The 25,630-nt window shown below is 65.8% G+C and carries 27 protein-coding genes and 1 tRNA gene; 10 read left to right on the top strand and 18 right to left on the bottom strand.

Translation table 11 applies throughout. The features are described 5' to 3' along the window. Window positions 1-25 precede the first annotated feature (25 nt). The 6 genes from ACH49N_RS21825 to ACH49N_RS21800 form a co-directional block, all read right to left on the bottom strand. Complete coding sequence (locus ACH49N_RS21825) at window positions 26-1,018, bottom strand: phosphotriesterase-related protein (RefSeq protein ID WP_358277461.1); 993 nt, start codon at window positions 1,016-1,018, stop codon at window positions 26-28. A 158-nt stretch (window positions 1,019-1,176) separates the two neighbouring features. Beyond that, window positions 1,177-1,575, bottom strand: coding sequence for a nuclear transport factor 2 family protein (locus tag ACH49N_RS21820; RefSeq protein ID WP_358277463.1), 399 nt, complete (start codon window positions 1,573-1,575; stop codon window positions 1,177-1,179). Next, the gene (locus ACH49N_RS21815) at window positions 1,562-2,701 is read right to left on the bottom strand and encodes a 3'(2'),5'-bisphosphate nucleotidase CysQ (RefSeq protein WP_358277465.1); all 1,140 of its coding nucleotides are present in this window, start codon (window positions 2,699-2,701) and stop codon (window positions 1,562-1,564) included. Before ACH49N_RS21815 ends, ACH49N_RS21820 begins: the two co-directional genes overlap by 14 nt. Continuing rightward, complete coding sequence (cysC, locus tag ACH49N_RS21810; RefSeq protein WP_358277467.1) at window positions 2,691-4,541, bottom strand: adenylyl-sulfate kinase; 1,851 nt, start codon at window positions 4,539-4,541, stop codon at window positions 2,691-2,693. Before cysC ends, ACH49N_RS21815 begins: the two co-directional genes overlap by 11 nt. Continuing rightward, on the bottom strand, window positions 4,541-5,467 hold the full coding sequence (gene cysD / locus ACH49N_RS21805; protein ID WP_109328644.1) for a sulfate adenylyltransferase subunit CysD: 927 nt from the start codon (window positions 5,465-5,467) through the stop codon (window positions 4,541-4,543). Before cysD ends, cysC begins: the two co-directional genes overlap by 1 nt. 102 nt (window positions 5,468-5,569) lie before the next feature. Then, window positions 5,570-6,496: a helix-turn-helix domain-containing protein gene (locus tag ACH49N_RS21800; protein WP_358277493.1), complete on the bottom strand. Its 927-nt coding sequence runs from the start codon at window positions 6,494-6,496 to the stop codon at window positions 5,570-5,572. 100 nt (window positions 6,497-6,596) lie between these two features. Between ACH49N_RS21800 and ACH49N_RS21795 the strand changes: the two genes are divergently transcribed. From ACH49N_RS21795 to ACH49N_RS21785, 3 genes are read left to right on the top strand one after another with little or no spacing between them, the layout of a single operon-like run. Then, complete coding sequence (locus tag ACH49N_RS21795; protein WP_358277469.1) at window positions 6,597-7,769, top strand: hypothetical protein; 1,173 nt, start codon at window positions 6,597-6,599, stop codon at window positions 7,767-7,769. Beyond that, window positions 7,766-8,566 carry an SDR family oxidoreductase gene (locus tag ACH49N_RS21790; protein WP_358277471.1) on the top strand — a complete coding sequence of 267 codons (801 nt, stop codon included), beginning with the start codon at window positions 7,766-7,768 and terminating at the stop codon, window positions 8,564-8,566. Before ACH49N_RS21795 ends, ACH49N_RS21790 begins: the two co-directional genes overlap by 4 nt. 20 nt (window positions 8,567-8,586) lie before the next feature. Further along, the gene (locus ACH49N_RS21785) at window positions 8,587-9,744 is read left to right on the top strand and encodes a sulfotransferase (protein WP_358277473.1); all 1,158 of its coding nucleotides are present in this window, start codon (window positions 8,587-8,589) and stop codon (window positions 9,742-9,744) included. On the opposite strand, the gene ACH49N_RS21780 is transcribed toward ACH49N_RS21785, so the two are convergent. After that, window positions 9,734-10,456, bottom strand: a complete 723-nt coding sequence (locus tag ACH49N_RS21780) for a low molecular weight phosphatase family protein (RefSeq protein WP_358277475.1) — start codon at window positions 10,454-10,456, stop codon at window positions 9,734-9,736. The two genes, ACH49N_RS21785 and ACH49N_RS21780, sit on opposite strands and share 11 nt — an antisense overlap. Window positions 10,457-10,742: 286 nt before the next feature. Between ACH49N_RS21780 and ACH49N_RS21775 the strand changes: the two genes are divergently transcribed. Both ACH49N_RS21775 and ACH49N_RS21770 read left to right on the top strand, forming a co-directional pair. After that, on the top strand, window positions 10,743-11,351 hold the full coding sequence (locus ACH49N_RS21775) for a ClpP family protease (protein ID WP_109328632.1): 609 nt from the start codon (window positions 10,743-10,745) through the stop codon (window positions 11,349-11,351). Between the two features lie 4 nt (window positions 11,352-11,355). Then, the gene (locus ACH49N_RS21770) at window positions 11,356-11,952 is read left to right on the top strand and encodes an ATP-dependent Clp protease proteolytic subunit (RefSeq protein ID WP_358277477.1); all 597 of its coding nucleotides are present in this window, start codon (window positions 11,356-11,358) and stop codon (window positions 11,950-11,952) included. Here the strand turns inward: ACH49N_RS21770 and ACH49N_RS21765 are convergent. The 3 genes from ACH49N_RS21765 to ACH49N_RS21755 form a co-directional block, all read right to left on the bottom strand. Beyond that, entirely contained in the window at window positions 11,949-12,281 is a 333-nt protein-coding gene (locus ACH49N_RS21765; protein ID WP_159921142.1) for a helix-turn-helix domain-containing protein, read from the bottom strand. The genes ACH49N_RS21770 and ACH49N_RS21765 overlap by 4 nt on opposite strands. 109 nt (window positions 12,282-12,390) lie before the next feature. Beyond that, complete coding sequence (locus ACH49N_RS21760; protein WP_358277479.1) at window positions 12,391-13,236, bottom strand: alpha/beta fold hydrolase; 846 nt, start codon at window positions 13,234-13,236, stop codon at window positions 12,391-12,393. After that, window positions 13,233-15,020: an amidohydrolase family protein gene (locus ACH49N_RS21755; RefSeq protein WP_358277481.1), complete on the bottom strand. Its 1,788-nt coding sequence runs from the start codon at window positions 15,018-15,020 to the stop codon at window positions 13,233-13,235. Before ACH49N_RS21755 ends, ACH49N_RS21760 begins: the two co-directional genes overlap by 4 nt. Before the next feature lie 97 nt (window positions 15,021-15,117). On the opposite strand from ACH49N_RS21755, the gene ACH49N_RS21750 reads away from it, so the two are divergent. Continuing rightward, on the top strand, window positions 15,118-15,726 hold the full coding sequence (locus ACH49N_RS21750; RefSeq protein ID WP_358277483.1) for a TetR/AcrR family transcriptional regulator: 609 nt from the start codon (window positions 15,118-15,120) through the stop codon (window positions 15,724-15,726). Between the two features lie 72 nt (window positions 15,727-15,798). On the opposite strand, the gene ACH49N_RS21745 is transcribed toward ACH49N_RS21750, so the two are convergent. Then, window positions 15,799-15,870, bottom strand: a tRNA-Cys gene (locus ACH49N_RS21745). A 55-nt stretch (window positions 15,871-15,925) separates the two neighbouring features. On the opposite strand from ACH49N_RS21745, the gene ACH49N_RS21740 reads away from it, so the two are divergent. Both ACH49N_RS21740 and ACH49N_RS21735 read left to right on the top strand, forming a co-directional pair. Continuing rightward, window positions 15,926-17,260, top strand: a complete 1,335-nt coding sequence (locus tag ACH49N_RS21740) for a multidrug effflux MFS transporter (RefSeq protein ID WP_397504766.1) — start codon at window positions 15,926-15,928, stop codon at window positions 17,258-17,260. Between the two features lie 54 nt (window positions 17,261-17,314). Then, a complete protein-coding gene (locus ACH49N_RS21735; protein ID WP_250777246.1) occupies window positions 17,315-17,848 on the top strand; it encodes a MarR family winged helix-turn-helix transcriptional regulator in 534 nt (177 codons plus the stop codon). 58 nt (window positions 17,849-17,906) lie between these two features. Here the strand turns inward: ACH49N_RS21735 and ACH49N_RS21730 are convergent, their stop codons facing one another. From ACH49N_RS21730 to ACH49N_RS21705, 6 genes are all read right to left on the bottom strand, one after another. After that, a complete protein-coding gene (locus ACH49N_RS21730; RefSeq protein ID WP_358277485.1) occupies window positions 17,907-18,683 on the bottom strand; it encodes an enoyl-CoA hydratase in 777 nt (258 codons plus the stop codon). Further along, window positions 18,680-19,594 carry a 3-hydroxyisobutyrate dehydrogenase gene (gene mmsB, locus ACH49N_RS21725; RefSeq protein WP_358277487.1) on the bottom strand — a complete coding sequence of 305 codons (915 nt, stop codon included), beginning with the start codon at window positions 19,592-19,594 and terminating at the stop codon, window positions 18,680-18,682. Before mmsB ends, ACH49N_RS21730 begins: the two co-directional genes overlap by 4 nt. After that, window positions 19,591-20,727 (bottom strand): enoyl-CoA hydratase/isomerase family protein, encoded by a 1,137-nt coding sequence (locus ACH49N_RS21720; protein WP_397504765.1) that lies wholly within the window; start codon window positions 20,725-20,727, stop codon window positions 19,591-19,593. The genes mmsB and ACH49N_RS21720 overlap by 4 nt, the downstream gene beginning before the upstream one ends. Next, window positions 20,724-21,887, bottom strand: coding sequence for an isobutyryl-CoA dehydrogenase (locus tag ACH49N_RS21715; RefSeq protein ID WP_358274611.1), 1,164 nt, complete (start codon window positions 21,885-21,887; stop codon window positions 20,724-20,726). Before ACH49N_RS21715 ends, ACH49N_RS21720 begins: the two co-directional genes overlap by 4 nt. 11 nt (window positions 21,888-21,898) lie before the next feature. Continuing rightward, window positions 21,899-23,413, bottom strand: a complete 1,515-nt coding sequence (locus ACH49N_RS21710) for a CoA-acylating methylmalonate-semialdehyde dehydrogenase (RefSeq protein ID WP_358274609.1) — start codon at window positions 23,411-23,413, stop codon at window positions 21,899-21,901. A 127-nt stretch (window positions 23,414-23,540) separates the two neighbouring features. Then, a complete protein-coding gene (locus ACH49N_RS21705; RefSeq protein WP_250770197.1) occupies window positions 23,541-23,984 on the bottom strand; it encodes a protein-tyrosine phosphatase family protein in 444 nt (147 codons plus the stop codon). Between the two features lie 157 nt (window positions 23,985-24,141). Between ACH49N_RS21705 and ACH49N_RS21700 the strand changes: the two genes are divergently transcribed. Together ACH49N_RS21700 and ACH49N_RS21695 are read left to right on the top strand one after the other, a co-directional pair. Then, entirely contained in the window at window positions 24,142-24,393 is a 252-nt protein-coding gene (locus ACH49N_RS21700; RefSeq protein WP_159921120.1) for a hypothetical protein, read from the top strand. 117 nt (window positions 24,394-24,510) lie between these two features. Continuing rightward, window positions 24,511-24,984, top strand: coding sequence for a hypothetical protein (locus ACH49N_RS21695; protein WP_358274607.1), 474 nt, complete (start codon window positions 24,511-24,513; stop codon window positions 24,982-24,984). On the opposite strand, the gene ACH49N_RS21690 is transcribed toward ACH49N_RS21695, so the two are convergent. Further along, window positions 24,970-25,539 carry a DUF1990 domain-containing protein gene (locus tag ACH49N_RS21690; protein ID WP_358274605.1) on the bottom strand — a complete coding sequence of 190 codons (570 nt, stop codon included), beginning with the start codon at window positions 25,537-25,539 and terminating at the stop codon, window positions 24,970-24,972. The two genes, ACH49N_RS21695 and ACH49N_RS21690, sit on opposite strands and share 15 nt — an antisense overlap. Window positions 25,540-25,630: the final 91 nt, after the last annotated feature.

Raw genomic sequence — 25,630 nt, 5'->3', positions numbered from 1 at the left:
CGGCCTCAGTTTCAAGTGAATCGGCTCAATACGTAGATGCATTCTCGAAATATCGCCGCGGGACCTCCACCAGCATCTCGGAAATCATGTCCTCGGTGACACCACGCTCGCGGACGTACGGCAGCACGTCGTTCTCGATGTGCAGGTAGTGCCACTGCGGGAGCGCCGCCATCAGATTCGGATCGATCCAGTCGATGTAACAGGATGCGTCCTGGGACAACACCATCTGCCCGGCGAACCCGCGGCGGCACATCTCCACGAGCGTGTCCGCGCGCGCCTCGAAAGTCGTGTCCAGATTGATGCCGAACCGGTCCATTCCCAGGATGAACCCCTGCTCCGCCAGGCTCGTCAAATGCTCGACGTCCGTTGTGTCACCACTGTGCCCGAGGACGATCCGGTCGGGCCGCACCCCCTCCTCGTCGCACATGACCCGCTTGACGTGCACACCGGCGGCGCTGCCCGGATGGGTGTGTACGGTGATCGGCACCCCCGTACGCCGATGGGCTTTCGCGACCGCCCGCATCACGCGCTCGACGCCGGGCGTCAATCCGGGTTCATCGATAGCGCACTTGAGCAACCCTGCCCGGACCCCGGTGTCGGCGATTCCCACCTCGATGTCCTTGACGAACATATCGACCATCGGATCGGGAACCTCGGCGCCCACCATGGCGTCGAGTGCGGGACCTCGATAACGGAAGAAGAACGGTACGTCGTCGTAGGTGTACAACCCGGTTGCGGCAACGATGTTCAGGTCCGGGAGCTGTTCGGCCACCCGACGGATGCGCGGTATGTACCGACCGAGGCCGACGACAGTGGGGTCGACGATGGTCCGGACTCCCTGCTCGGTCAGCGCACGAAGCTTCGCCACCGCGTCCGCAACGCGCTCGTCCTCACTTCCCCACTCATCCGGATAGTTCTGCTGCACATCGGCAGTCAGCACGAACACGTGCTCGTGCATGTATGTACGACCGAGGTCCGCGCTGTCGACAGGCCCACGGACGGTGTTGATCTGGGTCATCGGCGCTCTCCTCCTGGTCGGGCGGTGTTCGGCTGGCTACCGGGCGAATCGACCCCCGGTACGGCCTCCCACCGCTCGCATGTGACGGCCGTCATAGTTTTGTCCGGTCACAGTAGAGCGCATGTGAATCTGACGTCAACTTGCGGCCTGCGCGGGAGTCAGCCTCCGGCCGTTGCCGCCTGGATCGGGGCCATGTCGAAGTAGTCCCGCCACGCGGTGATCTTGCCGTCGGCGATCTCGAAGACGCCGACCACCGGCAGCTCCACCCGGGTGTCGTTGATGTCGAACACGTCGACCCGCTCGTTCATGATCACGCCGCTCCCGCCGGCGTCGTCAGCGCTGCCGACACTGCCGACCTGGCGCTGCACCCGGAACTCGATGCCGCCGAAAGCGGCGACAAAGCCTGCCACGAATTCGCGGATCGCCTCACGCCCACAGACCGGCTCCATCGGAATATTGTGGTAAACCGCGTCTTCCGAGAAGTACTCCGCGATCGCTGCGGGGTCCGGATCAGACCATTCGGCGCAGAATTGCGTGACCAGTTCATCGGGGCTCATCGGCATTCCCTTCGGTTACGTGCGGTTCGATGATGGCCATGACCGACTGGATCGCTCCCGCCGGAATGTGGAAATGCTCGGTGATCCGGACCGTCGTGACCTCGGTCGGCGCGGCGCCGAGGTCGAGCAGGAATCGCGCCACCACATTCTCCCCCCACTCGTGGAACGAGAGATCGCGAACTGCCTGGATGGCCTGGTATTGCGGACCGTTCTCGAGTTCGTCCCGGATGAACGCCCCCGAGTCGCCGGTGTGCTGACCGTTCTCCACACGCCAGGCCGTCTCGGAGAGGCGGACCTTGGTCGCGTCGTGGCTCACGAGCGCGTCAATGTAGGCACGGGCCATCGCGACGCGTCCGCTGTCGGCGGAGTCGGTGGCGTGGTCCGCGATCGCAGCGAGGAGGACCTGCGCCAGCTCAGGCCGGCAGATCACCAGATCGGGGAGATAGGGATGAGACTGGTTGTACTGCAGTGGAGTCCCGTCAATGCGTGAGCAATGCAGGCCCGCGGCGGCGGCGACACCGACCGGGGCCGCCGAGTCCCATTCCCACTGTCCGCCCGCATGCACGTACGCGTCCACGTCACCCCGCAGCACGGCCATCGCCTTGGCCCCAGCCGATCCCATGGCCCGGACCTCGGCGCCGACCTGGGTCGCCACGGCGTCGATGAAGGCCGGCGGTCTACTGGCACTCACCACGATGCGGGGCCGCGCCGGCAATTCCTCGGCGTGGACTGCGCGGCTCGGGTCGTCACTCGCGTACACCGCCCCCAGGGCCGGCTGTGCGACCGCGGCGGCGGTGACACCCCGGCCACGCTCCCACAGCGCGACATGCACCGCCCAGTCGGAGTGCCCGGGTAGGCCGTATTCCTTCGAGCCGTCGAGGGGATCGATGATCCAGACCCGATCGCTGTCGAGGCGAGACCGGTCGTCGGCCGACTCCTCGGAAAGGACGGAATCCCCAGGACGCTCGGCGGCCAGCTTTCCGGCGATGAAGGCGTCGGCGGCGACGTCACCACGCCGGCCCAGCTCACGCCCGTCCGCGGATCCGAGTCCGGCAGCACGGATATCCAGCAACAGGGCACCGGCACCGGAGGCGATATCGGCCGCGAGCCGCGCGTCAGAGGTCACGCCTCAACAATTCCATAATCTTCGCTGCTTGTTCGGTCGGCGTGCCGTCCTCCGGCCGGAGTACGAGTTCCGCACGCTCGGGTGCCTCGTACGGGTCGTCGACTCCGGTGAATCCCGTGATCTCCCCGGCCCGCGCTTTCGCATACATGCCCTTGGGATCACGGGCCTCGCATCGTTCGACCGGCGTGTCGACGAACACTTCGACGAAGTCGAGCCCGGCGGCCCGGTGCTCTTCGCGCACGCGCTCGCGATCCGCTCGGTAGGGGCTGATGAGGCAGGCGATCGCGACGACGCCCGCATCGGCAAGCAACTGCGCCACCGCACCTACCCGTCGGACATTCTCCGAGCGGTCCGCGGCACCGAACCCCAGATCGGAGTTCAGCCCGTGTCGCAGGTTGTCGCCGTCGAGCCGGTACGCGGGCACGCCGGAGGCGACCAGCCGCCGCTCGAGTTCGACCGCGACGGTGGACTTCCCCGAAGCGGAGAGCCCGGTGAGCCAGACGGTGCGACCACGGGTGGACCGCTCCTCGCGCGACACTGCCGCCGCATGCCACACCACCTTCGCCGGGGAGAGGGTCGGCCCGGTGATCATTCCGGCACCGACGGTGTTGTTCGTGCTCTCGTCGACGAGAACGAAACTGCCCGTCACGTGGTTGCGGCGGTACGGGTCGAACATCAGCGGTTGGGAGGTCTTCAGCTGCACTCGGCCGATCTCGTTGAGTGAGAGCGAGCGGGCCGTGTCGTCGCGGTGCAGGGTGTTGACGTCGAGCCGATAGTCGAGGCGGGCCACCGTGGCCCTGACGGCGCGGGTGGTGTGGAGCAGGGTGTACCGCGCGTCCGGATTCAGGGAAGCCTGGTCACTGAACCAGCACACCATGGCGTCGAGTTCGCTGCCGACGAGGGGGCGATTGTTGGGGCGGCACAACATGTCTCCGCGGCCGACGTCCAACTGATCGACCAGCTGTACGCACACCGCGGACGGTGCGAAAGCCTCGTCGAGGGTCGTTCCGCCAGGCCCCCAGATGGCGCTGATTCTCGAGGTGAATCCCGACGGGAGCGCCACCACCTCGTCCCCCGGCTTGAATACTCCGCTGGCGATCGTGCCTGCATAACCTCGGAAGTCGTGCCAGGTGGAATCGGTCTGCCGTTGCGGCCGCACAACATACTGCACCGGGAAGCGCGCGTCGATGAGATTGCGGTCGGAGGCGACGTGCACCTGCTCGAGATGGTGCAGTAGTGACGCACCCTCGTACCAGGACATGTTGGCCGTCCGCTGCGCGATGTTGTCGCCACGCAATGCGGAGACGGGGATGAAGGTGAGGTCGTGCACCTCGAGTTTGATCGCGAACTGACGGAACTCTTCCTTGATCTCCTCGAACCGCTGCTCCGACCACCCCACCAGATCCATCTTGTTCACGCACAACACCAGGTGCGGAATCCCGAGAAGGCTCGCGATGAAAGCATGCCTACGGGTTTGCTCGAGCACCCCTTTTCTGGCGTCGACGAGAATCAATGCCAGGTCGGCGGTCGAGGCACCGGTCACCATGTTCCGGGTGTACTGCTCGTGTCCCGGCGTGTCCGCAATGATGAATTTACGGTGCGGGGTAGCAAAGTAGCGGTGCGCGACATCGATGGTGATGCCCTGCTCCCGTTCCGCGCGAAGGCCGTCGGTGAGCAGAGCGAGGTCGGCGTGCTCGTCGCCTCGTTCGCGGCTGGTGCGCTCCACCGACTCGAGTTGGTCCTCGAAAATCGCCTTGGAGTCATAGAGCAGACGGCCGATGAGAGTGGACTTGCCGTCGTCGACACTTCCCGCGGTCGCGACCCGAAGTAGCTGCGGCATCAGAAGTATCCTTCCTTCTTGCGATCCTCCATGCCGGCCTCGGAGATCCGGTCGTCCGCCCGGGTCGCCCCGCGCTCGGTGACTCGGCTGGCCGCCACCTCCGTCACGACGGCCTCGGCCGTGGTGGCCGAGGATTCGACGCATCCCGTACAGGTGGCGTCGCCGACGGTCCGGAACCGCACGAGCGCCTCGTACGGTTCGTCGCCGGGCAGCAGTGTCAGGAAACGAGTACGCGCAAGGAGCATTCCGTCGCGGGGCACCACCTCGCGGCGGTGTGCGTAGTAGAGCGGGGGAAGGTCGATGCCTTCCTCGCTGATGTACTGCCAGATGTCGAGTTCGGTCCAGTTGGACAGCGGGAAGACCCTGATGTGCTCACCCTTGCGGTGCCGCCCGTTGTAGAGGCTCCACAGTTCCGGGCGCTGCGCCCGAGGCTCCCACTGCCCGAACTCGTCACGGAAGCTGAAGATCCGCTCCTTCGCGCGCGCCTTTTCCTCGTCCCTGCGGGCACCACCGAAGACGGCGTCGAAGCCGTTGTCCGTGATCGCGCGCAGCAGCGCCGCAGTTTGGAGCCGATTCCGGCTGGCCCGCGCTCCCGTCTCTTCGCTGACACGTCCGGCATCGATGTCGTCCTGCACACGTGCGACTACCAACCGCAGTCCGAGACGCTCGACCGTGCGATCACGGAACTCGATCACCTCGTCGAAATTGTGCCCGGTGTCCACGTGCATGACGGCGAAAGGAACAGGTGCGGGCCAGAATGCCTTCGCGGCGACGTGGAGCATCACCACGGAATCCTTGCCACCGGAGAAGAGCAGAACCGGACGCTCGAACGTCGCGGCCACTTCACGAAAGATGTGCACTGCCTCGGCCTCGAGCGCGCCGAGGTGCGACAGTTCGTAGACGGGTGGTGCCATGGATGAGGTCATGGGGCGACTCCTCGTCGCGAGTGCCGAACCGAGCGCGGTTCATATTTGGACCAGGCCGGTCGAAAAGGTCCCCTCGACAATAGAACGTGTTTCAGAAGTAGGTCAATGCCCAGCTGTCGGAGGCCGACGTCCCCCCACCTCCTGAGTGATCGCGTCCGCGGCCGCCGCGAGGGCCTTGCCTCGACGAGCGATGTCGTCCGATGCGAGCTCCGCGCCCACATACAACGTGAGCACCATGGCTTGATGTCCCTCCGCGTCGTATGTCGGCGCGGCAATCAGGCTGACCGGATGCGCCGCGCCGGAATCGGCATGTTCGGCATCGAGGTGCACGCGCTCACCCAGACTGGACACCATCTCGCCGAGAACGTCGCGTAGTTCCGTAGGCAGATCGTGGGCGGCCACGCCGGCCATCAAGGTGTGCAAACGCTGACCCACCGGAGTGAGCGTTTCGACGAGATATCCCGTCTTTGAGCATTCCTCGACCACCTTGCGCAGCCGCTCCCGATCGAGGCGAACCGGCAGGGTCGGTTCTCGCCGCAGCCACGACTGCAGCGCGTCTTCACCGTCCCAGAGCACATACATCAGGCCGACAGGTGGTGCGAATGGGTACATCTCCCCCACCTTGGCAGCCGCTCGCACGCCGGGAGGACTCGTCAGTTCCAGAACGGCGATCCGGTCGCCCACCACCGCCGACGCCGTACACGTCGTCCGATACTCGGCACTGAGAGCCGCGAGATGCCTGCGCGCGACCGGACCGGCCGCGAATCCCTGCTGCGCCGCACGCCCGGCCGCGATCAGTGCGGGGCCGAGGCCGTAGGACTTCGCAATCGGGTCGCGGACCAGATAGCCGCCGCGAACCAGCTCGGTGAGGATGCCGAGACACGTCGGCTTACTGATGTCGAGGGTCCGCGCGAGCTCGGAGAGGCCGAACCGGTGTTCCTTGCGGGACACCAGGAAGTCGAGCACCTGCACCACCCGTTCCGTCGGCGGGGACCGTCGCCCCTGGGCTCTGTCGACGCCGTCGTCCATGGCAACCATTGACCACTCCTTAGAACACGTTCTATTGTCGGTCCATCACGTTCTACCACGCAGGTACATATATGTACCACCCCATCGTGAGGAGCACGGTGTGCTGACCGACCCATTCGCCGACGCCCTGGCCGAGGCCGAGAAACTGATCGAGACCGCCCCCCACATCCGGACCGAGCAGGATCTGCTCGAGGGCTACCAGTACCTCGCCGGCGGAATCCTCGCGACAACCCATGCCGCCTGGGCCACCGAACGATCCCACCCGACGTTCATCTCCGGCACGGGGCCTTACATGAAGATGGGCCTCGACAACCCCGACACCCTGTACTTCGGCGCACGGATCAGTGACGACGTCGAATACGTCGTCACCGGCACGCGAGGCACCACAGCAGACCTCAGTTTCCAGATTCTCAGCGGAAACTACACCGCCGCAGATGTGCCCGGCAGTGTGACCGCTTTCGACGATCGTGAGATCGATATCGCCGCCGACGGCAGCTTCGAGCTCCGGTTCGGTCCGGGAGCCGGGCCGGATGCGAGCCGGCGCAACTATTTTCCGCTCGCGCCCGGATCCTCCCAACTGGTGGTCCGCGAGGTCTACAGCGATTGGAGCCAGCGACGTGGAACGATCCGCATCGCGCGCGCCGACACGAGCGGTACCGCGCCGGATCCCCTCACCCGGGAGTCGGTGGAGAAGCGCTATGCGCGAGCAGGCAAGGCACTCGTGTCACGGGTCAAGACGTGGCTGCAGTTCCCCGAGTGGTTCTATCTCAACCTTCCGGTCAACACGATGACCGAACCCCGGCTCACACCGGGCGGATTGGCCACCCAGTACTCCTCCGTCGGTCACTACGACATCTCCGAGGATCAGGCCATCATCATCACCGTTCCGCGGTCCGACGCTCCGTACCAGGGATTTCAGCTCGGCAGTCTGTGGTACATCTCCCTCGACTACATCAACCACCAAACGTCGCTGAACGTCTCGCAGTCGCAGGTGGACCCCGATGGGATGATTCGTCTCGTCGTCAGCGAAGCCGATCCGGGAGTCACCAACTGGATCGAGACGACAGGTCATCTTCGCGGCTACCTCCAATTCCGTTGGCAGCGAGTGTCCCGGGAACTGACCGAGGCCGACGGGCCCCGTATCGAGATCGTCGGGATCGAGGAGATCCCCGGAAAGCTCCCGTATTACCGGTCCAACACCATCACACGCGAGGGCTATGCCGCGCGGATCGCCGCGCGGCAAGCGGCTGTCGCGGATCGGATGCTGGGATGAGCGCCGCCGTGAGCGACAGCAACCTGCTGCGCGACAAAGTAGTCGTTATTTCCGGTGTCGGACCCGCTTTGGGTCGCACGCTCGCGGTGCGGTGTGCGGAAGCAGGCGCCGACATGGTGCTCGCCGCTCGCACCGCCTCCCGGCTCGAGGAGGTGGCCAAGGAGATCATCACGCTCGGCCGCCGCGCGGTGACGGTTCCGACGGACATCACCGACCCCGCCTCGGCGGAGAATCTCGTCGCCGCGGCAGTCGATGCGTATGGCAAGGTCGACGTACTCGTGAACAACGCGTTCTCGGTCCCGTCGATGAAACCTCTGGCCCGCACCGACTTCGATTCGATTCGCAGCAGTTTCGAACTGACCGTTCTCGGCGCGCTCCGCCTGACTCAACTCTTCACCCCGGCTCTGGCCGAATCTTCGGGCGCGGTGGTGAACATCAACTCGATGGTTCTCCGCCACTCGCAGGAGCGTTACGGCAGTTACAAGATGGCGAAATCCGCCCTGCTGGCTATGTCGCAATCTCTCGCGACGGAACTCGGGCCGCAGGGCATCCGGGTGAACTCCGTTGCACCGGGCTATATCTGGGGGGCCACATTGAAGCAGTACTTCGCACACCAGGCCGAGAAGTACGGGACAACGATGGAGCAGATTTACGAGCACACCGCCGCGGGCACCGATCTGAAGAGGTTGCCCGAGACCGACGAAGTGGCCGACGCAGTCATCTTTCTCGCATCACCGATGGCACGGGCCGTCACCGGTCAGTGCCTCGACGTCAACTGCGGCGAATTCCATCACTAGCGAGAGAGAACCGGACCATCATGAGTGAGCGCACCACCGTCGGCACGGTCGAGGACCTGCACGAGTCGGCGACCCGCATGACCGGGTTGACCGACTTCGGCTCCGACGACTACACCGAAGCACTCGGCGTACTGCTGGACTCCTACGCCACCGACGAGCAACTGACACCGCTGGGCAGCAAGGTCGCGCGGGTCTTCCTGCGCGGCGCGCTGGTGGCCCGGTTGCTCAGCGAGGCCGCGTGGAAGCAGAACCCCGAGTACGCCGACGTTTCGATCGACCGCCCCATTTTCGTCACCGGGCTGCCCCGAACCGGGACCACGGCTCTGCACCGGCTCTTGACTGCCGATCCGTCGCACCAGGGACTCGAGATGTGGTTGACGGAGATGCCACAACCACGGCCGCCGCGGGAGACGTGGACATCGAATCCGGTGTTCCGGAAGATCGAGGAGGGCTTCAGCCGTCACCACATCGAACGGCCCGAGTTCATGGGTGTGCACTACATGTCCGCGAGCGAGGTCGAGGAATGCTGGCAGCTACTCCGGCAGACCTTCAAATCGATTTCCTACGAGTGCCTTGCGTATCTGCCGTCGTACTCGCAGTGGCTTGCCGGTCAGACGTGGACCAACGCCTATCAGCGGCACAAGAAGAACCTGCAATTGATCGGTCTCCCCGACCGCGACCGCCGCTGGGTGCTCAAAAATCCCAGCCATCTGTTCGCCCTCGACGAGTTACTCGCGGTGTATCCGGATGCTGTGATAATCCAGACGCACCGGCCCCCACGCACCATCGTCCCCTCGGTGTGCAGCCTGGCGGAGCAGGCAACCGACGGATGGTCGGAGAAGTTCCGCGGCAACGTGATCGGCGAGAGCCAGCTCGACTTGTGGGCGCGAGGGCTCGAGCAGTTCACCGAAGTCCGCGCTCGGCACGACAGCGCCCAGTTCCTCGACGTCGACTATCACGACTTCGTGGCGGACCCACTGGGGACCGTAGAGGGTGTCTACACCCATTTCGGCCTCGAGCTGACCTCGTCGGCGCAGTCGGCCATGGAGGCCATGCATGCCGAGAGCCGCGCCGGCGACCGACGGCCGTCCCACAAGTACACCCTCGAGGACTTCGGACTCTCGGCTGAACAGGTGGATGAGAGGTTCGCCGACTACCGGTTCAGCGCTACCAGGTGACGGGGTAGTCGAGGATCGACGACGCCGCCCGCGCCGCGACGAGGGGTCGCGGCGACAAGGGCAGCATGAACGTCGGCGCCGCCGTCGGCGCGGGGGCCCGGTCCGGCGTCGGCACGGGCTCGGGCTCCGGCTCCGCCTCCGGCTCCGGCGCGGGATCCGGACACATGGCCTCGTCGACCTCGGGATTCGTGGCCGACTCGAGGTCGAGTACATCGAGCAGTGACATCAACGACGCGGCGATCTGATCACCCACCTGCGTGAACGCGGCCTCGCTCAGCCCGACCGGGTCGCTGATGTTCGGGTTCTCGATGGGCCCGTAGTCCCGTCGCGCTACGGCAAGTTCGGCGACGGTCCGGGCACCGGTGTCCCTCGCGATCCGGTCCGCTTCGCGCAGCGTGAACGTGCAGTGACTCGTCCCGAGGACCAGCTCCATCGAGCGATCCCGGAGCTGCTCGGTCATGGCCAGCACGAGGTCGGCTCTCTTGATCATCTCGGGGCGTAGTCGTCGTGCGGTGAAACCGTCGGCGCTGGCGCCCAGACCTTCCACTACTCTCGCCGCGATCGGTTCGATGGGGAATCCGACCAGCGCCCGCACACCGGCGCTTTCCGCAGTGAGATGCGAAATACCGCGGTCCACGGCATAGGCGCGCGTCAACCGCTCTGCGATCGGCGAACGGCAGACGTTGCCGCTACAAACGAACAGAACGTGCATGAGGGCACCCTAACCATCAAATCCACTCGGAGACAGACCGATGTCCACTGGCCGAGCGGTCTGTTTACGTCGTTCACGTTCCGGTCGTGCGTAGTTCATCTACTCGTCGCCGCCCCGACACCTTTCTGGGTAAATGCCCAGCTCGACCTTGGTCCGAGGGGCCCGAAGCGACGCGCGCGATCTGCGTCACATCGTGCCCACCGACGTTCCGACGTCAGTAGATGCCGTGTCTGCCCACAGCAGACAATCGCCGATCGAGTACTCATACGGCGGTAGTACTGAGGTCATGACCACAGCCACACTTGCCGACCTCAACTACCGCGATCTACTGGCAGACCGGCTTTTCCGTCAGCGAACCATCCGCCTCACGGGCGAAGTGGACGACGCAATGGCGGAGCGTGCCTGCTCGGAGCTGGTTCTGCTCGCGGCCGCCGACCCCGAGCGCGACATCGTCATCTACATCAATTCGCCGGGCGGTTCCGTCTTCGCGGGACTGGCCATCTACGACACCATGAAACTGATCCCCAACGACGTGGTCACGGTGGCCATGGGTTTTGCGGCCAGCATGGGGCAAGTGCTTCTCTGCTCCGGAACCCGAGGCAAGCGAATCGCTCTCGCGCACAGCCGGATCATGATGCACCAGCCCTCGGCAGGCATCGGCGGAACAGCCGTCGACATCGCCATTCAGGCCGAAAGTCTCGAACGGATGAAACGTCAATCGCAGCAGATTCTCGCCGACGAGACCGGTAGGCCTGTCGAGGAAATCGCAGCCGACAGCGACCGCGATCGCTGGTTCACCGCAGACGAAGCCCGTGAGTACGGGATCGTCGACCGGGTGGTATCGACCTTCGCTGAAATCGCGCCCCACACCACCGCTCCCAGGATAGGACTCTGACGCCGTGTCCCAGTACACCATTCCAAATGTCATCGAGCGGACGCCGGCGGGTGAGAGGTCGTTCGACATCTTCAGCCGGCTGTTGAACGAACGGATCGTCTTTGTCGGCACGGAGATCGACGACGGTGTCGCCAATGTGGTGATGGCTCAACTACTTCACCTGCAAGCAGACAGCTCCGACCGGGAAATCGGGCTCTACATCAACTCACCCGGCGGTTCCACCACGGCGATGCTCGCGATCTACGACACGATGCAGTTCCTGCGGCCGACGATCGCGACGTACTGCATGGGCCAGGCCGCTTCGGCCGCCGCCGTGTTACTGGCCGCGGGAACGAAGGGACACCGTCACGTTCTCGCACATTCCCGAGTTCTGTTGCATCAACCGTCCACGCAGGGCAGTGGCACGATCTCCGATCTCGCCTTGCAAGCCGCCGAAATACTGCGGGTCCGTTCGCAGACCGAAGAAATTCTCAGCAAGCACAGCGGGCAGAGCATCGCCCGTCTTCGTCAGGACACCGACCGGGATCGAATCTTCAGCGCCCGGGAGGCCATCGACTACGGGTTGGCCGACACACTGATCACCACGGGACAGGAGAACTAGGCCGCGAGCATCGTGGGAGTGCCTCGTCCGGCGTTCCTGTTCGTGGCACCGATCCGGCGCCCCGACCGGAACAGCAGGTGTTCCACCGGCAGACCGAGCGCACCACACACTGCGCGCAGCATTTCCGAGGACGGTTCCTTCTTGCCGCGTTCGATTTCGGAGAGGTACTGCTTGGACATGCCGACCTCTGCGGCGACATCCTCGAGACTGCGGTCCTGGTCCCGGCGCGCGTCCCGAAGCACCCGCCCGTAGAGCTCGCGCACCAACGGCTCCTCCCGCGGGTGCTCGGGAGCACCCGTCACCAACGTGAGTCTGCGCTGCGGTTCCATACCTCTGGAGTTTTCCAGACGATGTTCCCGGACGAGGCGGCGTTCACCGACAGCGGACAGCCGGTCGGTGTGACGACACCCGGCGAGTGCCAGGTATCGCGACGGATCGCTAGCGATCGTGCAAGTGGTTGCCGAGTAGTTCGTCGAGGCGCTCGGCGGCCTCGTCGGGGATCCAGTGGCTTACGCCGTGCAGCACCTCGAACGTGAACGGGCCGTCGACGAACCTCGCGGTCAGTTCGGGTCCTACCGGGCCGATTGCCGTGTCGCCGTCGCTCCAGACGAAGAGAGTGGGTACGCGGACCTTGCCGGTCACCGAACCCGGCGAGGCCAAGAACATTGCGCGATACCAGTTCAGGGCCCCCCGAGCTCGACTCCGGTCGCGCATCGATTCGAGGTCGCGCTTCGCCCGGTCCGGGGCCTGCCCGCTGGAGAGCAGGGCACGGTAGCCGTAACCGTCCGAGGCGATCATCCGCTCCGGGATCCACGGCAGCTGGAACGCGAACATGTACCAGGACAGCAGGATCTGTCGACTGGTGAGCATCGCCCGCAGGAACGCCGCCGGGTGCGGCACCGACAACGCCGTGAGCGTGCGGATCCGGTCGGGCCGTTCCGCCGCGATACCCCACGCCACCGCAGCGCCCCAGTCGTGCCCGACGACATGCACCGGGCCGAGGCCTGCCTGGTCGATGAGCGCGACGACGTCCGCTACCAATTCCGAGCTGCGGTACGCCCAACGGGCTCGAGGCCTGGCCGCGGCCGAATAGCCGCGCTGGTCCGGCGCAAGGGTGCGGAAACCGCGCCTGTGCAGTAGTGGCGCCACCTTGTCCCATGATCTCGAATCCTGTGGGAAACCGTGGAGCAGCACCACGGGGGCTCCGTCGATCGGACCCTCGTCGCGAACGTCGAACGTCAGCCCGTTCCTGATGAACGTGGTGACGCGTCCGTTGCCTGTCATCGATCACTCTCCACACGGTCACGGGCGTGCGCACCGGACAACCCGGCGCGCAGGAACTTCCCCGTCTTGTGTACGCCGAAGCCACCGGTGAACTGTCCGTCCCGGTAGACGAGCTTGCCGTTGATCACGGTAGCGACAGCGGCGCCGTCGCTACGGTTGACCATTCTTCGCAGGCCGCCGTACTCGGGAACCTCGGCCTCGAACAGTCCGTCGACCGTGTCGTCGAGTCCGGCGGGGTCGATCACGACCAGATCGGCGCGGTCGCCCTCCCGCAGGTGACCGGCATCGATGCCGTACCAGTCGGCCAGCTCGCCGGTGAGGCGGTGGACGGCCCGCTCGACCGTCAGGAACGGCGTGCGGTCGGTCTGCGCGTCCTTGACACGCTTCAGCAACCGGATGGGGTAGTTGTAGAAAGCCATGTTGCGCAGGTGCGCGCCGGCGTCCCCGAAGCCCATCTGCACACCGGAACTGGCGGCCAGCTTCTTCGCGAACTTCGGCCGGTGATTGGCGATGGTGGTGCGCCACCGGAGGTCCGTGCCGTACTTCACGACGAGGTCGAGGTAGGCGTCGACGGGATGGACACCGCGCAGCTCACCGACCGCGCCGAAGGTGCTGCCGATCAACGTCTCGTCGGGACATCCGACGATGACGGCGTCGTAGAAGTTGCGGTGCCAGATGCGCGGGCTGAACTTGTCGTCGTACTCCTTCCGGAACTGGCGCCGGTACGACTCGTCCTGCAACAGCGCGTTGCGCTCCACCTGGTCTTTGAGGTGCAGCGCGGCCGCGCCCGCGCCGAACTCCTCGAACACCACCAGATCGATGCCGTCCGCGTACACGGTGAACGGCACGGGCAGGTGCTGCCACTTGAAGTCGGTCTTGGCGAATCTGTTGAGCAGCGGCGCAGCGCCGAGCATGAAGTACACGATCGGCGGGTACGCCTTGGAATCCGCCGCGGAGAGTAGCGACGTCTTGAGAGGCCTGCGGCGGCCGAGACCCGAACTCTCGGCGAAGAATCCGAGAATGTTGGGATGCAGGTTGATCGTAGGTGCGCTCTGCAGGATCTTGCCGCGCTCGCGCAGGATCCGATTGAGGAAGCGGAATTCGCGCCACCGCGCATAAGTGGAAGGCAAAGAACGCGAACGATATTCGTCGCCATCGATCTTGTCGAGCGCATTCGTCATCGATGACAGACCGAGGAAACCCGCATCGAGGGCCTCGGTGACCATCGCACCCATCCGCTCGAGTTCTCCGGCGCTGGGCTTCACCCGCCTGTCGGTGCCGCGGCCGAGCCCCAGCACGCGGGTGCGAATGTCGGAGTGCCCGATGAAACCGGCAACATTGGGACCGAGCGGAAGCGATTCGAGCGCGTCGACGTACTCGGCCGGATTCTGCCAACTCTTGTTGTCGTCGAGGATGCGCAGCACCGAGTCGTGGGGTACGGCCTCGACCCGGCTGAACAGGTCGGCGCATTCACGGGGTGTCGAATACACCGTCGACAACGAGCAGTTCCCGAGGACAACGGTGGTGACGCCGTGCCGGACGGATTCGGGCAGACCGGGGCTGACCAGGACCTCGGCGTCGTAGTGCGTGTGCACGTCGACGAAGCCGGGCACCACCCACTTCCCCGCCGCATCGATCACTTCGGTGTCGGGCCCGACGGGGAGGGGCTCCGCGGAGGCCCTGACGACGACTCCGTCGCGAATGCCCAGGTTTCGGCGGCGAGGCGCAGACCCGGTTCCGTCGAACCACAGCCCTCCGTCGACCACTATGTCGAAGTCCGACATGTTGCGCTCCTCACACTCAGTTGGTGTTACACGACGTTACGTACACCGTTGAGTGAAAGTCAATGGGGTATGCCGTCCCGTCCCTTAGAGTGCAGAGATGCCCGCCGCTCCCCGCTCCCCCGCAGATCGGCGCGCGCAGATCCTCGACGTCGCCATGCGACTCCTCGACTCGGTGCCGTTCGAGCAGCTGTCGATGGACCAGGTGGCGGCCGAGGCAGGCGTCTCGTCGCCACTGTTGTTCCACTACTTCAAGAACAAGCACGGGTTTCGCAACGCAGTGCTCGAAGCCTCGGCCACCGAGTTGCAGCGGAGGATGACGCCCGACACGTCGCTCCCCCTCTCGGCGCAACTGCGTGCGGGTGTCGAGACGTTCGCCGAGGCGGTGATCGCGCACCCCGCAATTTATCTGGCCGTCATGCGCATGGCGGGCAGCGGGGACGACGGCATGCGAAAGATCTACCGGGGAATGCGGCGCACGTTCACCCAGGAGATCGGACGTGCGCTCGCGCAAGTCGGAGTATCGACGACCCCGGCACTCGAGGCGGCGATCCAGGGATGGCAGGCATTTATGGAAGAGATCGTTTTGTCGTGGGTCGATCACCCGACGATGTCGCGCTCAGAAATGATCGACCTCTGCGAGCGCGGCCTCTACTGTCTGCTTCCGGCCGCAGGCGTCGACCACGGCATTCGCCTCGAAGAGGGGTGATCGGCACGCGCTACTACCCGCGCCTACGTATCGAGACCGGCAGGCGGATCGTGCGCCTGCCGGTCTTCCGCGAGCGAGTGACGGGACTCGAACCCGTGTGAACGGCTTTGCAGGCCGGTGCCTCACCATCTCAGCCACACCCGCGGGGTAAAGCTGATACTGCCCGGAGGACATCGACGCCGAAAGGTTTCGATTCACTGTGATTTTGATCCCGCTTCCGGGCCGACACGCCGATGCGGGAACAAACCAGGTGTCCTCGTTGCTGTCCCCCCTTATGACGGCTATCGATGAGACCTCCGCCTCACCTACCCGACTTCCGACAGAAGCAACCCCCGACACCGGCACCGCCGCAGCCGATCGGCCGAGCCTGCGGATCGTGCTGGTGCTCGGCGCTCTCATCGCGCTCGGACCGTTCACCATCGACATGTACCTGCCCGCCCTCCCCGACATCGGCACCGACCTCGGTGCGTCGTCGTCGGCCGTGCAGTTGACCATCACCGGGACGCTGCTGGGCCTCGCGCTCGGCCAGTTGATCGTCGGTCCGCTCGCGGACAGCCTCGGGCGCCGACGACCGTTGATCGCCGGAATCGGCCTGCATGTCCTCGCCTCAGTGCTCGCTGTCTTCGCGCCGACCGTCGCCGTGCTCGGTGCGCTCCGGGTGTTCCAGGGCATCGGCGCCGCCGCTGCCGCCGTCGTCGCCGTTGCCGTGGTACGTGACCTGTACAGCGGGAACATGGTCGCGATCGTCATGTCACGGCTGATGCTCGTCCTGGGTGTCGCACCCGTGCTCGCCCCCAGCATCGGCGGCGCGCTCCTCATCGCTTTGGACTGGCGCGGAATTTTCGTCGTCCTGGCGCTCATCGGAACGCTCACGGCACTGATCGGTGCACTCGCACTGAAGGAGACGCTCCCACCGGAGCGACGACGCACGAGCAACCTCTCCTCGGTGCTGTCGACGTACAAGAGCCTTCTCGGTGACCGCAAGTTCATGGTGCTCACGTTGGTCTCCAGCGTCGGGATGGCCTCGTTGTTCGCCTACGTCTCCGGCGCGTCCTTCGTGTTCCAGAATCAGTACGGCCTCGACGAGCAGCAGTTCGCGCTGCTGTTCAGCTCAGGTTCGATCGCTCTGATCGGCGCTTCCCAGCTCAACGTCCGCGCCCTCGCCCGGTGGTCGCCCCAGCAGATCACGATCGCCTCATTGGCCTTCGCGACCGTAGCGGGCGCCGCCTTGCTTGTGACCGCCTACCTCGAACTCGGCGGTCTGGTCGGCTTCGTCATTCCACTGTGGTTCCTGCTCGCCGGTGTCGGGTTCGTCCTGCCCAACGCCCCGGCACTGGCACTCGGCAGGCATGGCGAGGCAGCCGGCACGGCCGCTGCCATGCTCGGCGCCCTGCAGTTCGGCGTCGGCGCGCTCATCGCTCCACTCGTCGGAGTCCTCGGCAATACGGGAGTCGCCCTCGGTGCGACGATGACGATGTGCGTCGCCCTCGGACTCGTGGCACTGCTGGCCACCGCGCGGGCGGACGCGCGCTGACGGCACGGTCCGCGCGCTTTCGCAGCCCGTCACCCGACATGGGATGATCGACGCATGCCACCACCGTCACCACTTCATCTCGACCCCATCGAAGAGGCCCACCGGCAGTGGACGAAGCACGGCTGGGGTGATGTTGCCGACGGGATGGCTGCGGTGACCTCGGTGATGCGGGCACAGCAGATCATGATGGCCCGGGTGGAAGAGGTACTCAAGCCGTCGGGGCTCACGTTCGCCCGGTACGAATTGCTGACACTGCTGACGTTCACGCGCACCGGCGCGCTCCCGATGGCGAAGGCCAGCGCGCGCCTTCAGGTTCACCCGACCAGCGTGACGAACGCCGTCGACCGGCTCGAGACGGCGAATCTCGTGCGACGCGTGCCCCACCCCAGCGATCGCCGTGCGACCCTGATCGAAATTACCGACGCGGGAAGGAAACTCGCCGTCGAGTCCACCGAGCGACTCAACGCCCAGGTGTTCTCGAGTCCCGGCGTGTCCGGCGACAAGCTGGAACAATTGGTCACGATCCTCGCCGAACTGCGCCGCGCGGCAGGCGATTTCGACACCGGAGACGCCCCCACCAAATGGTGAGACGACTGCTGCCCCGCACCGTGTTTTTGGTGCGGGGCAACAGTTCTCGTGACGGCTACTAGCGGTGTTTGAAGACTGGTGGGCGTTTTTCGACGAACGCGGTCATGCCTTCTTTTTGGTCTTCGGTGGCGAAGGTGGAGTGGAAGACTCGTCGTTCGAAGCGGATTCCTTCGGTGAGGGTGGTTTCGAAGGACCGGTTGACGGCTTCTTTCGCCATCATCGCCACCGGGAGCGACATGTCGGCGATGGTGGTCGCGGTCTGCAGGGCCTCGTCGAGCAGGTCCGCGGCGGGCACGATCCTCGAGACCAGTCCGGCGCGTTCGGCTTCCTCGGCGTCCATGTTCCGGCCGGTCAGGCACAGTTCCATGGCCTTGGCCTTACCGACCGCCCGGGTCAGCCGCTGCGAGCCGCCGATCCCGGGGATGACCCCGAGTTTGATCTCGGGTTGCCCGAACTTCGCGGTGTCCGCGGCGATCAGGATGTCGCAGAGCATCGCCAACTCGCATCCACCGCCGAGCGCGTATCCGGCGACCGCGGCGATGGTGGGGGTGCGGGCCGCGGCCACCGTGTCCCAGGCGGAGAAGAAGTCGTCGAGGTAGACGTCCATGTACGACTTGGGTTGCATCTCCTTGATGTCGGCGCCGGCGGCGAACGCCCGATCGGATCCGGTGATCAGGATGGCCCCGATCTCGGCATCGCCGTCCAACTCCTCCACCGCGGAGACGACCTCGCGCATCAGCTGTGAGTTCAGGGCGTTGAGGGCCTTCGGGCGGTGCAGGGTGATGATCCCGACCCGGCCCTGACGGTCGAGCAGAATGGTCTCGAAGTCGGTCACTGGTTCCCCCCGGCCTGCGCGGTCTGTGCGGTGGAGCGGTCGCGGATGTCGTTGACGATGGCCGAGAAGTCCTCGCCGCCGTGCCCGGCGGCGTGGAACCGGCGATACAGCTCGGCGGCCCGCAAACCCAGGTCGGCCTGAACATGGTTGGTGGTCAGCGCGGTCGCGGCCAGACCGAGGTCCTTGTCCATCAACGCGGCCGCGAACCCGGGCTGGTAGTCGTTGTTCGCCGGGCTGGTCGGTACCGGTCCGGGCACCGGACAGTTGGTGGTCAACGCCCAGCACTGACCGGACGCGTTCGAGGCGACGTCGAACAACGCCTGGTGACTCAAACCCAGCTTTTCGCCGAGGACGAAGGCCTCGCTGACCGCGATCATCGACACCCCCAGAATCATGTTGTTGCAGATCTTCGCGGCCTGCCCGTTGCCGGGATTGCCGCAGTGCACCACCTTCTTGCCCATCACCTCGAGCAGCGGCCTCGCGGCCTCGAAGTCCTCATCGCTGCCGCCGACCATGAACGCGAGGGTGCCCGCGGCCGCGCCCACGACCCCACCGGAGACGGGGGCGTCGACCGAACGGTGCCCGGCGGTGACCGCCTCCTCGTGCGCGGCGCGGGCGTCCGCGACGTCGATGGTGGAGGAATCGATGAACAGGGTGCCCGGCTTCGCGGCCGGCAAAATCTCCGCATACAGGCCGAGGACGAGCTTGCCGTTCGGCAGCATCGTGATCACGACCTCCGCCTCGCGGACGGCGTCGACGGCCGACTCGGCGACGGTGACCCCGTCTTTGGTGGCCTGTTCGAGGGCGGCCGGGGCGAGGTCGAAACCGACCACCGTGTGCCCGGCCTTGACGAGGTTGGCCGCCATCGGACCACCCATGTGGCCGAGTCCGAGAAATCCGATAGTGCTCATGATGCAGTCCCTCCTGGACGCGTATCGCTAATCGAAGCAGCCGGAACGGCTGTGGCTGTGGCTGTGGCTGTGGGGGTGGGTGGGGTGAGGCCGAGTTCGAGGTCCCCGAGCGGGGCGAAGAACGCCTCGACCTGCTCGTCGGTCACCTCGTCGATCGTGGCGGGGGACCACTGCGGGTTGCGGTCCTTCTCCACCACCTGCGCCCTGATGCCCTCGACCAGATCAGGGGAGGACAGGCACGCCACCGACACCCGGAACTCCTCGTTCAACACTTCCTCGAGGCTGCCCGCCGCCCGGGCCCGGCGCAACGATTGCAGGGTGACCGCGCACGCGGTCGGCGACTTCGACAGGATCTGCTCGGCCGCCTTTTCCGCCTCCGGCACCCCACTGCCGCGCAGGCGGGCGATGATGCCGGGAACACTGCCCGCGGAGTAGGCGGCGTCGATCCACCCCTGCTGCGCCAGCAGTTCCGAGGGCGGGGCGGGTTCGGTGAACGCGGCCAGCGCCTCCTCCACCGTGGTGTCGGACAGCTTCTGCACGAACTGCTCGATCTTCGCCGAGGGGATGTAGTGGTCGGCGAATCCGCACGCGATCGCGTCCCCGGCGCTCAGGCGGGCGGTGGTCAACGCGATGTGGGTGCCCAACTCGCCGGGGGTGCGGGCCAACAGGTAGGTGCCGCCGACGTCGGGGACGAACCCGATCCCGGTCTCGGGCATCCCGATCATCGACCGCTCGGTGACGACCCGGACGCTGCCGTGCGCGGAGACCCCGACGCCGCCGCCCATCACGATGCCGTCCATGATCGCCACATACGGTTTCCGGTAGCGGGCGATGGCCGCGTTCAGGATGTACTCGTCCCGCCAGAACTCCCGCGACCCGGTGCCGCCCTCTTGGGCGTCGTGGTAGATCGACACGATGTCCCCGCCCGCGCACAGGCCTCGTTCACCGGCCCCGGTGAGGACCACCGCCCGCACCTCGTCGTCGTCGGACCATGCGGCCAGCGCCGCCGCGATCTGCCCAACCATGCCGTGGTTGAGGGCGTTGATCGCCTTGGGCCGGTTCAGCACCAGCCGGCCCACACCGCCGCTCGTGCTGATCAGGACCTCGGGGGTCGTGGTGGTTGTCTCGCTCATGCCGCTCCTTGTTTTCCGTGTCCGGCGCCCGCGACGATGCTGCGGGCGATCACGACCCGCATGATCTCGTTGCTGCCCTCGAGGATCTGGTGCACCCGCAGATCCCGGACGATCTTCTCGATGCCGTACTCGGCCAGATAGCCGTACCCGCCGTGCAGTTGCAACGCCTTGTTGGCGACCTCGAAACCGGTGTCAGTGGCGAACCGCTTCGCCATCGCGCACAGCTCCACCACCTCCGGGGCCCCCTCGTCGAGGGCGGCCGCGGCCCGCCACAACAGGGTGCGGGCCGCCTCGAGTTCGGTGCGCATATCGGCGAGCTGGAACTGCAACGCCTGCGACTCGAGCAGCGGCGCACCGAACGCCTTCCGGTCCGCCAGATACGCGACCGCCTTCTCCAGCGCGGCCTGCCCACCACCGACCGAGCACGCCGCGATGTTGAGCCGGCCCCCGTTCAACCCGGCCATCGCGATCCGGAACCCACCCCCCTCCGTGCCGAGGAGGTTCGCCGCCGGCACCCGCACATCCTCGAAGATCACCTGCCGGGTCGGTTGGGCGTTCCAGCCCATCTTCACCTCGTTCGGCCCGAACGAGAGCCCCGCCGACTCCTTCGGCACGATGAACGCGGAAATCCCCTTCGGCCCACCCTCCCCGGTGCGGGCCATCACCACATACACATCCGACGTCCCCGCACCGGAAATGAACTGCTTGACCCCATTGAGCACGTAGGAATCGCCGTCGCGGACCGCCCGGGTGCTCAACGCCGCCGCATCCGACCCGGCACCCGGCTCGGTCAGGCAGTAACTACCCAACTGATCCATCGCACACAACCCCGGCACGAACGCACGCCGCTGCTCCTCGGTGCCGAACCTGTCGATCATCCACGTCACCATGTTGTGGATCGAAATATAGGCGGCGATCGACGGGCACCCCCTCGCGAGCTGCTCGAAGATCCGGGCCGCGTCTACCCGGGTCAGCTCCGAGCCACCCACATCCTCCCGGATGTAGATCCCGCCCATCCCCAACGACGCCGCCTTACGCAGCACATCGACCGGGAAATGCTTGGACTGATCCCACTCCACGGCATACGGCGCCAGCTGCTCGGCCGCGAAGTCACGGGCCGTCTCACTGATCGCCCGCTCGTCATCGGTCAAGGTGAACATCGGGTTCCGTTTCAGTTCATGGTGGGGATGACGAAATGGTTGTCAGGAGCGGACCCTGCTTCCTTCTTGCCGGAAGGCCAGCGCTGCGTCACGGTCTTGGTCTTGGTGTAGAAGCGGAACGAGTCGGGACCGTGCTGGTTGAGGTCGCCGAAGCCGGAGCGCTTCCAGCCGCCGAACGTGTGGTAGGCGATCGGCACGGGGATCGGGACGTTGACGCCGACCATGCCGACGTTCACGCGGTTCGTGAAGTCGCGGGCGGTGTCGCCGTCGCGGGTGAAGATCGCGACGCCGTTGCCGTACTCGTGCTCGGTGGGCAGACGCAGCGCCTCTTCGTAGTCGGCGGCACGGGCCACCAGCAGGACGGGTCCGAAAATTTCTTCCTTGTATACCCGCATGTCCGTGGTCACCTTGTCGAACAGGGTGGCCCCGGCGAAGAAGCCGTTCTCGTGGCCCTCGAGAGTGAACCCGCGGCCGTCGACCACGGCCTCCGCACCTTCGTCGATGCCGATCTGGATGTAGCTGTCGACGCGTTCGAGGGCGTCCTTGCTAACCAGAGGTCCGAAGTCGGCGTTCTCGTCGTCGCTGCGACCGATCTTCAGGCCGGCGACACGCTCCTTCAGCTTCGCGACGAGAGCGTCGGCCGTCTCCTCGCCGACCGGAACGGCAACCGAGATGGCCATGCAGCGCTCGCCGGCCGAACCGTAACCTGCGCCGATGAGCGCGTCGGCCACCTCGTCGAGGTCGGCGTCGGGCATGACGATGGCATGGTTCTTGGCGCCACCGAAGCATTGCGCGCGCTTGCCGTGGGCAGCAGCGGTCTCGTAGATGTACTGCGCGATCGGGGTGGACCCGACGAAACCGACTGCCTTGACGCGGTCGTCGGTGAGGAGGACGTCGACCACTTCCTTGTCACCGTTGACCACGTTGAAGACACCGGCCGGCAGACCGGCCTCGAGGAACAGTTCGGCGAGGCGCAGCGGCACCGAGGGGTCGCGCTCGGAGGGCTTGAGGATGAAGGCATTACCGCACGCGAGGGCCGGTCCGGCCTTCCACAGCGGAATCATGGCCGGGAAGTTGAACGGGGTGATCCCGGCGACGACACCGAGTGGCTGGCGCATGGAGTACACATCGATGCCGGTGCCCGCGGACTCGGTGTACTCACCCTTGAGCAGATGTGGGGCGCCGACAGCGAACTCGATGACCTCGAGTCCGCGTTGGATATCACCCTTCGCGTCGGGAACGGTCTTGCCGTGCTCGGACGAGAGCAGGCGTGCCAGCGAGTCCATCTCGCCCTGCACCAACTGCAGGAACTTCATGAGGATGCGTGCGCGCTTCTGCGGATTGAAAGCGGCCCATTCGCGCTGCGCTTCCACCGCGTTGGCGATGATCGCCTCGGTCTCGGCCTTGTCCGCCAGCGGCACCCGCGACTGCACCGCACCGGTGTTGGGATCGTAGACGTCGCCAAACCTGTTGGAGGCACCCGGTACACGCTTGCCGCCGACGAAGTGGGATAGCTCTTGAACCATTGTGCGAACCCGTTTCTTGCTCGATGAATCAGGGAGTTCCGAATATGTAGCCCATCCTATAGTTGGATGTCCTTGCATGTCTAGAGGCGCCGGACGTCGTGAGCCAACCGTCGGTCACGCCGACGACTCACGGCTCGTCGGCAGACGGGAAGCGAACAACGAACCGGCGTTGCCACGGTGTCTCCACGGCACGGGGAGAATAGTGCCGGCGGACGTAGTCGACCGCCGCCGAGTTGGGCACTCCGTCGAGTACGGCGAGGCAGGCAAGCGCTGTGCCGGTGCGCCCGACGCCTCCCCCACAGGCGATCTCGACGCGATCCGACTCTGCGCGCGCCCACACTTCGCGTAGCGCAGCCGTCGCCTCGCTGCGATCGGACGGCAACCAGAAATCGGGCCAGCGAAGCCAGCGATGGTCCCACTCGACGGACGGCGGGCGGCGGCCCAGCAGATACAGCGCAAAGGTGGGATGGGGAGCGGGCGGAAGCGGGCGCCTCAGCCCCCGTCCGCGCACGCGTCGACCCGACGGAAGTTCCAGCACGCCGGCCGCGCCGGGCTGCCACGGATCGGTCACCGCACGACCATAACCCGCATCGTTCGCCCGTGTGCCCGTCGACGAGACCGGCGCGCCTGGTTTACCAATCAAGGAACGGTGGTAACTCTTTGGTGGAGTCAGGCCGCCCGGTTTTCCGCGGACGCGACCCGACGAGGTGCGAACGAGGGGTGCCGGCATGACCGCAACGGTTGACGACCTTGCCCAGTCCACCGCTCGACTGCGGTCCGATCTGAACGCGTTCGAACAGCGGATCAAGGACCTGACCGAAGCATTCGACCTGCTCGACCGGAGCATGCTCACCAGCAGCGACGAATCCATGGTGCTCGAGGTGATCGACAATCTCAGCGACGCCCGTCTGGATTTGACCACCGCGGACCGGCACCTCGAGGCCGCTGTGCGGCACGTCGAGCGGCTGTCCTTGGCTTGACCGCAGCGGCAGCCGCCGACTGCTACCCGTGAGGTTTGCCGACTCCACCGAGTGGGGATGCTCGCTCTGTGAGCGCATCCGCGCTGCATCCGGCCGAATTTTTCGGGGAGGGTCGTCATGAACACAGTCACGTCCGGGCTCGTCGCGGGAGCGGCCGGGGTGACCGCACTCAACACGGTGACGTACCTCGACATGGTGGTCCGCGGCCGTCCCGCAAGTACGGTCCCCGAAGAGACGATCGATTCGGTCGCCGCGAGTCTCGGAGTTCGAATACCGGGGCGCGGAAGTGCCATTCAGTCCCGCCGGACGGGGCTGGGCGCACTCGGCGGAATTGCTGTGGGCCTGGGCATTGCAGTGGGCGCCGGCCTGGTCCGCCGCACCGGAATTCGCTTGTCGCCGACAGCAGGTGCCGTAGCCATCGGTGCGGGTGCGATGGCTGCCACGGACATCCCGATCGCCGTCCGCGGCATCAGTGATCCGCGGAATTGGTCGGTCCAGGATTGGCTCAGCGACATCGTCCCGCATCTGGCATACGGCGCGGCCGTGCATGCAGTTCTCCGACAGCAGGACGCGAAGTTATCGCTTCTGTGAGACCAACGCGTCGAGATAGCGCCGCGTCATCACCTTCTGCACTGCCCGGTTCGCGGGGCCGCCGAGTCGGGTGAACCACCGGCCGGGCCGCGAGAAAGCGGAGATACTCGCGACGACGGTGTCGTCCGGTCGGTGTTCGATGACGAATCGCTCTTCCCCCGTTTCCGGGTGTCCCTCGAGCGACCCGTAGGCGAAACCCTTGACACGGGGCTCGTCGACGACGTAGATCACCCGGCAACAGAAGGTGAGTCCGACCGGACCGATCCCCCACCGAAGCTCGACGGCGGCGTCGGGAGTCGCCGTAGGAGTATTGAGGCCGACCTTCACGCCGGCGCCGCGGTGCATCCCCCAGGTGAACAGCTGTGCGACGGCGGAGTCGAACACTGCGGAACCACGACCGATCACCTTCTGCTCGTCGAGATGGTGGTATCCACTCGGAAACGGAAGGTCGCGACTGGCGCCCACCTCGGTATAGGTGAACTCGCGCGTGTCACAGCGTTTGCGGCTGACGGCAGGCTCCTCCCGATCCCCGGTCGGGTCCGATGCCGACCGCACGAAGCCAGCCTAGTCCTGGTGCGGCCGGGGACGTATCGAAAGGATGTGCACCGGAGAAGTTGTCGAGTGGCCGAACCGCAATCGGATTAGG

The organism is Rhodococcus sp. NPDC019647 (assembly GCF_044389235.1).
Taxonomy (GTDB): domain Bacteria; phylum Actinomycetota; class Actinomycetes; order Mycobacteriales; family Mycobacteriaceae; genus Rhodococcus_F; species Rhodococcus_F oxybenzonivorans.
This window is presented reverse-complemented; position numbering and strand designations above follow the sequence as displayed.